Source organism: uncultured Coprobacter sp. (assembly GCF_947855755.1).
GTDB lineage: Bacteria > Bacteroidota > Bacteroidia > Bacteroidales > Coprobacteraceae > Coprobacter.
The window spans coordinates 1-6,193 of the sequence record NZ_CANUAR010000050.1 but is presented as its reverse complement, the minus strand read 5'-3'; the positions used below and the strand labels follow the sequence as shown (position 1 = coordinate 6,193).

Genomic DNA, 6,193 nt, shown 5'->3' with positions numbered 1-6,193 from the left:
GGGGACACAAGGATTTTCAGTCCTTTGCTCTACCAACTGAGCTATGGCACCATCGTTTTTGCGTGTGCAAAGATATGAATAATTTTATATTTGCACAACATTTTATTGGATATATTTTAGTTTTCTTTGCTGAGAGAGTTCCAACCTTGAGCTTTTAATTCTATTTCAGTACCATCTCTGGTAATCATGTAAGCCCCAAGAGAAGGTGCTGTAATATGACCTATAATACGAATACCCGGAAGAGCTGAAATGTCATCATGTTTAGTCAATGGTACGGTAAACAACAGTTCATAATCCTCTCCACCATTGAGAGCGGCAGTAATGAGACTCATATTAAATTCTTCTGCCATAACGGCTGTTTGGTAATCTATGGGGATTCGATCTTCGTAAATGCGACATCCGGTATGACTTTGTTTGCATATATGCAGTAATTCAGAAGAGAGTCCGTCCGAAATATCCATCATTGCTGTTGGCACAATATTCCGTTTTGCCAGTTCTTCGATAATATCTTTACGAGCTTCCGGTTTTAATTGTCTTTCAAGAAGATATTCTCTACCTTCAAAAGCGGGTTGGAAGTTTTTTTCTCCAGCAAAAACCTTTTTTTCTCGTTCGAGCAATTGTAACCCCATGTAAGCAGCACCCAGATCTCCACTAACACAGATCAGATCATTTTCTTTAGCTCCATTTCTATATACGATTTTTTCTTGAGTTGCTTCACCTATGCAAGTAATGCTAATTGCTAATCCGGTGAGAGAAGCAGAAGTATCTCCTCCGATTAGATCTACATGATAAACATCGCAAGCAAGTTGAATGCCGGCATATAATTGTTCTAAGTCTTCAACCGAGAAACGTTTTGAAATGCCTAAGGAAACCGTAATTTGTTTCGGTTGTCCGTTCATTGCATAAATATCTGAAAAATTGACAACGGCAGATTTATATCCTAAATGTTTTAGAGGAACATAGGTTAAGTCGAAGTGGATACCTTCAAGTAGCAGATCGGTAGTTACCAATACTTGTTTTTCTTTATAGTCGAGTATGGCAGCATCATCCCCGATCCCTTTTAGCGTAGAGTCATTTTTTATTTCTACATGTTTGGTTAAATGGTCGATAAGTCCAAATTCACCAAGAGATGCTATTTCTGTACGTTTGAATTTTTCCATTTTATTTAAATTGATTAGCAAAATGCGGAGTGCTTTACAGATAAAGACTCCGCATTTTGTTAGATATACCTTTTAGAACTGTTCTACGAGTTCTTTCATTATCAATGTCATTTTAGGCTGAGCCAGAGCTGCAGCTTTTTGTACTTCTTCGTGAGAAGCTTTCTCTACAATACCTTCAACTCCGAGATCGGTAATGACTGATATTGCAAATACTTCCATATCGCCATGACGGGCAACGATTACTTCCGGAACAGTAGACATTCCGACAGCATCGCCACCTATGATTTTAAAATACTTGTATTCTGCAGGGGTTTCGAAAGTAGGGCCTTGTGTTCCTACATATACACCTTGTTGCAAATATATGTTATTTTTTTCTGCAATCTCAAAAGCTTTTTTAATGAGTCGTTTAGAGTAAGCTTCACTCATATCCGGGAATCGAGGACCGAGCTCATTATAATTTTTCCCATGTAACGGGTGTTCTGGGAATAAGTTGATATGATCACGTATCACCATCAAATCTCCTACTTTAAAAGTCGGATTCATTCCTCCGGCAGCATTTGAAACAAACAAAGTTTTTACCCCTAATTGTTTCATGACGCGTACCGGGAAAGTAACTTGCTTCATATCGTAACCTTCATAAAAATGGAATCGGCCTTGCATTGCCATGACGTCTTTAGTGCCTAGTTTTCCGAAAATGAGCTTTCCGCTGTGTCCTTCTACCGTAGAGATCGGAAAATTAGGAATATCTTTGTATGCCAGTTCTTTCTGATCGGTAATGTGGTTTACTAGTTCGCCTAAACCTGTACCCAATATAATTGCTGTTTCGGGAATAATTGGAAACCGTTCTTTAATAAATGCTGCGGTTTCTTTAATTTTTTCAATCATAGCTAATTCGGTTTTTTAGATAATTTATTTGATAACAAATATAGCAAAAAACTTTGAATAAGGATTCTTATTTCTCTAAAACACTACTGTTGCAGACCTTTTAATTAGGACATTTTTATTGTTTTGGGAATATAGTTTTTTCTATTTTTGATGATAATATCTTTTATCTGTGCATCAAAAGCAGTACCTTGATCTTGTAAAAAACATATTTTAAGGGGCAGATAATATAGATTTTGTTTTATTTCATTCGTTAAATGAGAATTATGAATGAGTCTGGCTGCATCTTTTTCTGTTACGATTATATGAGGCAAAGTATTGCCATTCTTCATTTTTAATGCTTTGTTCCGAATCTTTTCTATGTCTTTTGCACTAAAGCTATGATGATCCGGGAAACATAAACTCTCTGTCTTAGATACAAAATTTTGAATATATTGTATGAATGGTTGAGGTGAAGCAATTCCAGAGATCAATAAAGCTTTATCTTTTCCTATACTTGTCATAGATATAGGGTTTTGAATTTCATCAGGAAATACAGGCATTAATTCATCGTAACATAATCCGGTAAAATATAATCGTTGATATGGATATAATTGCAGGCGTTTCGAAATAATTCTGAAATCGATGGGTTTTATATCTTTGGGGCATTTGGTTACAATAACGATTTGTGCACGAGATTTTTCTCCTATCGGTTCTCTTAATCTTCCGTATGGAAGGAGTTTATCTTCATAGATCATCCGGTTGAAATCAGATAGTAAAATAGATGTAGAGGGTGTCACATATCTATGCTGGAAAGCGTCATCTAATAAAATGACATCTATTTCAGGAGTAAGTTGCATTAGTTTTTCTATACCTCTTCGACGGTTACTATCTACGGCTACTACGATTTCGGGAAACTTATGTTTTATTTGAAAAGGTTCGTCTCCGATTTCTCTCGCTGTAGAAGAATTGTTTGCTAAAATGAATCCTCTGGTTTTTCTTTTATATCCTCGACTTAAAATCGCGATACGATACGAAGACATTAATAATCGTATTAAATATTCGATATGCGGTGTTTTACCTGTACCTCCTACTGTAATATTTCCTACAGATAAGATAGGTATATCGTAACTTTTGCTACGTAAAATATCCCAATCGAAAAGTTTATTTCTCAATCTTACTCCTAATCCGTAAATGAGGGAAAACGGAGATAACCACTTATATAGTTTTACATTTTCCTCCTCCAGCATTCTTTATGAGCTTTAATTATGTTTGTTATTCTATTTCTATATTTTCCATTTGAGCTTGAATCGGGTCGATCTGCTTTATTTGTTCCAATATTTTTCGATGATGATACTCGTCACCTAAAAATAATCGCATAAAAGATTGTGAAACTCCATTTCTGAGTTCATTCATCAGTTCTTCATAAAAACTTTTTTTCTTTGGATATTCAGTAACTTCATAATCTGTTATGTTACATTCTTTTGCAATCCATTCGGTTGCTTTTTGCATATCGCCGAGTTCGTCTATTAATCCTATTTTTAAAGCATCTTTCCCGCTCCATACCCGTCCTTCAGCAATATTTTTTATTTGATCGACCGACATTTTTCGTCCTTGGGCACAACGTTTTACAAAAAGGTCGTAACCGCGATTTATATATGTTTGCATTTTTTGTTTTTCATCGGCTGTCATGGGACGCTCTATGGTTGGAAAAGCTCCGTATCTGTTTGTTTTTACTTCGTCGAATGATAATCCGATTTTCTCTGAAAGCAATTTTTGTGCATTAGGAACGAGTCCGAATATACCTATTGAACCGGTTAGTGTTGCAGGATTTGCAAAAATACGATCTGCTCCGCAAGATAAATAATAACCGCCAGATGCTGCATAATCTCCCATCGATACGGCAACTGGTTTTATTTGTTTCAACTGCTTTACTGCATGCCAGATCTGTTCAGATCCAAAAGCGCTTCCTCCGGGAGAATTTACTCTAAGTACAACTCCTTTTACAGACTCGTCGTCTTGAACTTCTTTTAGAGTTCGTACCAGTTTGTCAGATATAATGCCGTTCGAAGATATTCCGTCTATACTACCTACTGCATATACTATGGCAATCCGGTCTTTTGATCTGGCTTTTTTAGTTGTAGATACAATATCTGTTGGAGATGCCCAATTAATATCATTAATATTTTCGACACCGCAAAGCTGCGTTAAAAAAGATTCTACTTCCGGACGGTATAATAAAGAATCTACAAGTTTGGTTTCCTGTACCCATTGAGGCTCTTGTAAAGAAACTAATGAGTCGGCATAATCGTTCAGTATGTATTTTTCTATTTGACGCTCTTCTGCGATGTCAGAGATAATAGTTTCCCATATCGAGTTTAAGTATGATTCGGTTTGTTTTCGATTTGCTTCACTCATTTGAGTGGTTATATAAGGCTCTACGGCAGATTTGTAAGTCCCTACACGAAATACTTGCATTTCAACCCCTATTTTATCGAGTATATTTTTATAGAAGGTAGGATTGGTGCTTAATCCTCTAAAATCCAGCATTCCAATTGTGTTCATGAACACCCAGTCGGCTACAGTTGCTAAATAATATTCTCTTTGGGTGTACATATCGGCATACGCCACAATAAATTTACCGCTTTTTTTGAAATCGAATAGAGCATTACGTATTTCTTCGATAGAAGCATAACCTCCGATAAAATTTGAAATATCCAAATAAATACCAGTGATATTATTATCCCATTTTGCTATCTGAATAGCTTTTAGTATTTCGTCTAGCCCTGATTTCGGAATATACTCCCCTGAATTTAAAATATTTAGAGGATCATCTTTCGCTCGTTCGGTGAGTTCTCCTTCTAATTTTAATCTTAAAATGGTATTCTCTTTAGAAGTATAGCTCGGAGTTGTTGAAATAGTCGCAAAACTTATAACAGAACCGACAAAAAGCCAGAATAATAATATTCCGGCAATGAAAACACCTAATACACAGGCGAATGTCGTTTTGAAAAAACTTTTCATATTAAGTATTCATTTTTGTTGTAAAAAACAAGAAATATAAGATTTCCAAGCAAATATAAGGCTTTTTTTGTTAAAAGAATATTTTCCATTATGAAATGGATGACTTTATACCTTTCTTAAAATTTTTATATAGAACAAACATTTCTCTTTGGTTGTTCTAAAAGCAGTATAAATCTATAATATATAATTGTTATGAAAACATCTTATTTATTTCTTTCTAATGGCTTTGAAGAAATTGAAGCAATTACGATTATTGATATTCTACGTCGTGCAAAAATAGATTTAAAAATAGTTTCAATGGGAGAGGATCGGACTGTAATCGGTGAGCATGGCATTACATTAATGGCGGATGTCCTGTATTCTAAAACAAAATGGGATAACTCTGAATTTTTTATTTTGCCCGGAGGAATTGGTAGTACAAAAGATCTTTTTATGAATGATTCTTTAAAAATGGATATTTTGGAACATTATAATCAAGGACGTTATATTGCAGCTATCGGAGAATCACCTGCTATATTAGGAGAACTGGGTATTTTGAATGAAAAGAATGCGACAGCACTTCCTGCATACATGAACTTTTTGCAGGGGGCTACTTATACGGGGCTTCCGATCGAAATTCAGGATAATGTTATTACTGGGCGTGGAGCGGCTGACTCTTTGAAATTTGCTATCGGTATAGTTTCTATGTTAAAAGGTAAAGATGTTGCCGATGAGGTCTCTAAAGAATTGTTGCTGATTGTTGGGTAGTTATTTGCAATTTGTTTAAAAATTGTCTGTTATAAGGTATTTATTTAGTCCTTTAGAAATACTTTTCGACCTTTTTTAGTTTTTTTGCCTCATGTAGCTAGCTTGCTCCTTATCGAGATGGAGAAATATTTTCGAAAATGTTTAAGTAAAATTTAAGCAGGCTCTAACTTTATACATTTTTCTAAAGTTAGGCCTGTAATTTTTTTTATAAATAAATTGTTGTAAATCTGCATGTTTGCATCTATTTAGTAGAAATATTTAAAAAAATGTCATAAAAAATTTGGAGGGGAATAAGAAAGGGATTACTTTTGCACACGCTTTTCGGGAGAGAGGGGCTGTAGTAATAAAAAGGTCAAGAGATTTTTTTGATATATAAAAAAAGAACCTTATATTTGCAGTCC

At 35.0% G+C, this 6,193-nt stretch carries 5 protein-coding genes; 1 reads left to right on the top strand and 4 read right to left on the bottom strand.

What is annotated here, in order from left to right:
- Window positions 1–116: 116 nt before the first annotated feature.
- The 4 genes from thiL to sppA form a co-directional block, all read right to left on the bottom strand.
- Window positions 117–1,160, bottom strand: coding sequence for a thiamine-phosphate kinase (gene thiL / locus Q0093_RS14625; RefSeq protein ID WP_297305114.1), 1,044 nt, complete (start codon window positions 1,158–1,160; stop codon window positions 117–119).
- 72 nt (window positions 1,161–1,232) lie between these two features.
- Window positions 1,233–2,045 carry a purine-nucleoside phosphorylase gene (locus Q0093_RS14620; protein ID WP_278715827.1) on the bottom strand — a complete coding sequence of 271 codons (813 nt, stop codon included), beginning with the start codon at window positions 2,043–2,045 and terminating at the stop codon, window positions 1,233–1,235.
- Between the two features lie 104 nt (window positions 2,046–2,149).
- Window positions 2,150–3,268, bottom strand: coding sequence for a tetraacyldisaccharide 4'-kinase (gene lpxK, locus Q0093_RS14615; protein WP_297931952.1), 1,119 nt, complete (start codon window positions 3,266–3,268; stop codon window positions 2,150–2,152).
- 28 nt (window positions 3,269–3,296) lie between these two features.
- Window positions 3,297–5,045: a signal peptide peptidase SppA gene (gene sppA, locus Q0093_RS14610; RefSeq protein WP_297931950.1), complete on the bottom strand. Its 1,749-nt coding sequence runs from the start codon at window positions 5,043–5,045 to the stop codon at window positions 3,297–3,299.
- 192 nt (window positions 5,046–5,237) lie between these two features.
- Here sppA and Q0093_RS14605 point away from each other — a divergent pair, with 192 nt between their 5' ends.
- Complete coding sequence (locus Q0093_RS14605) at window positions 5,238–5,792, top strand: DJ-1/PfpI family protein (RefSeq protein WP_297931948.1); 555 nt, start codon at window positions 5,238–5,240, stop codon at window positions 5,790–5,792.
- Window positions 5,793–6,193 lie beyond the last annotated feature (401 nt).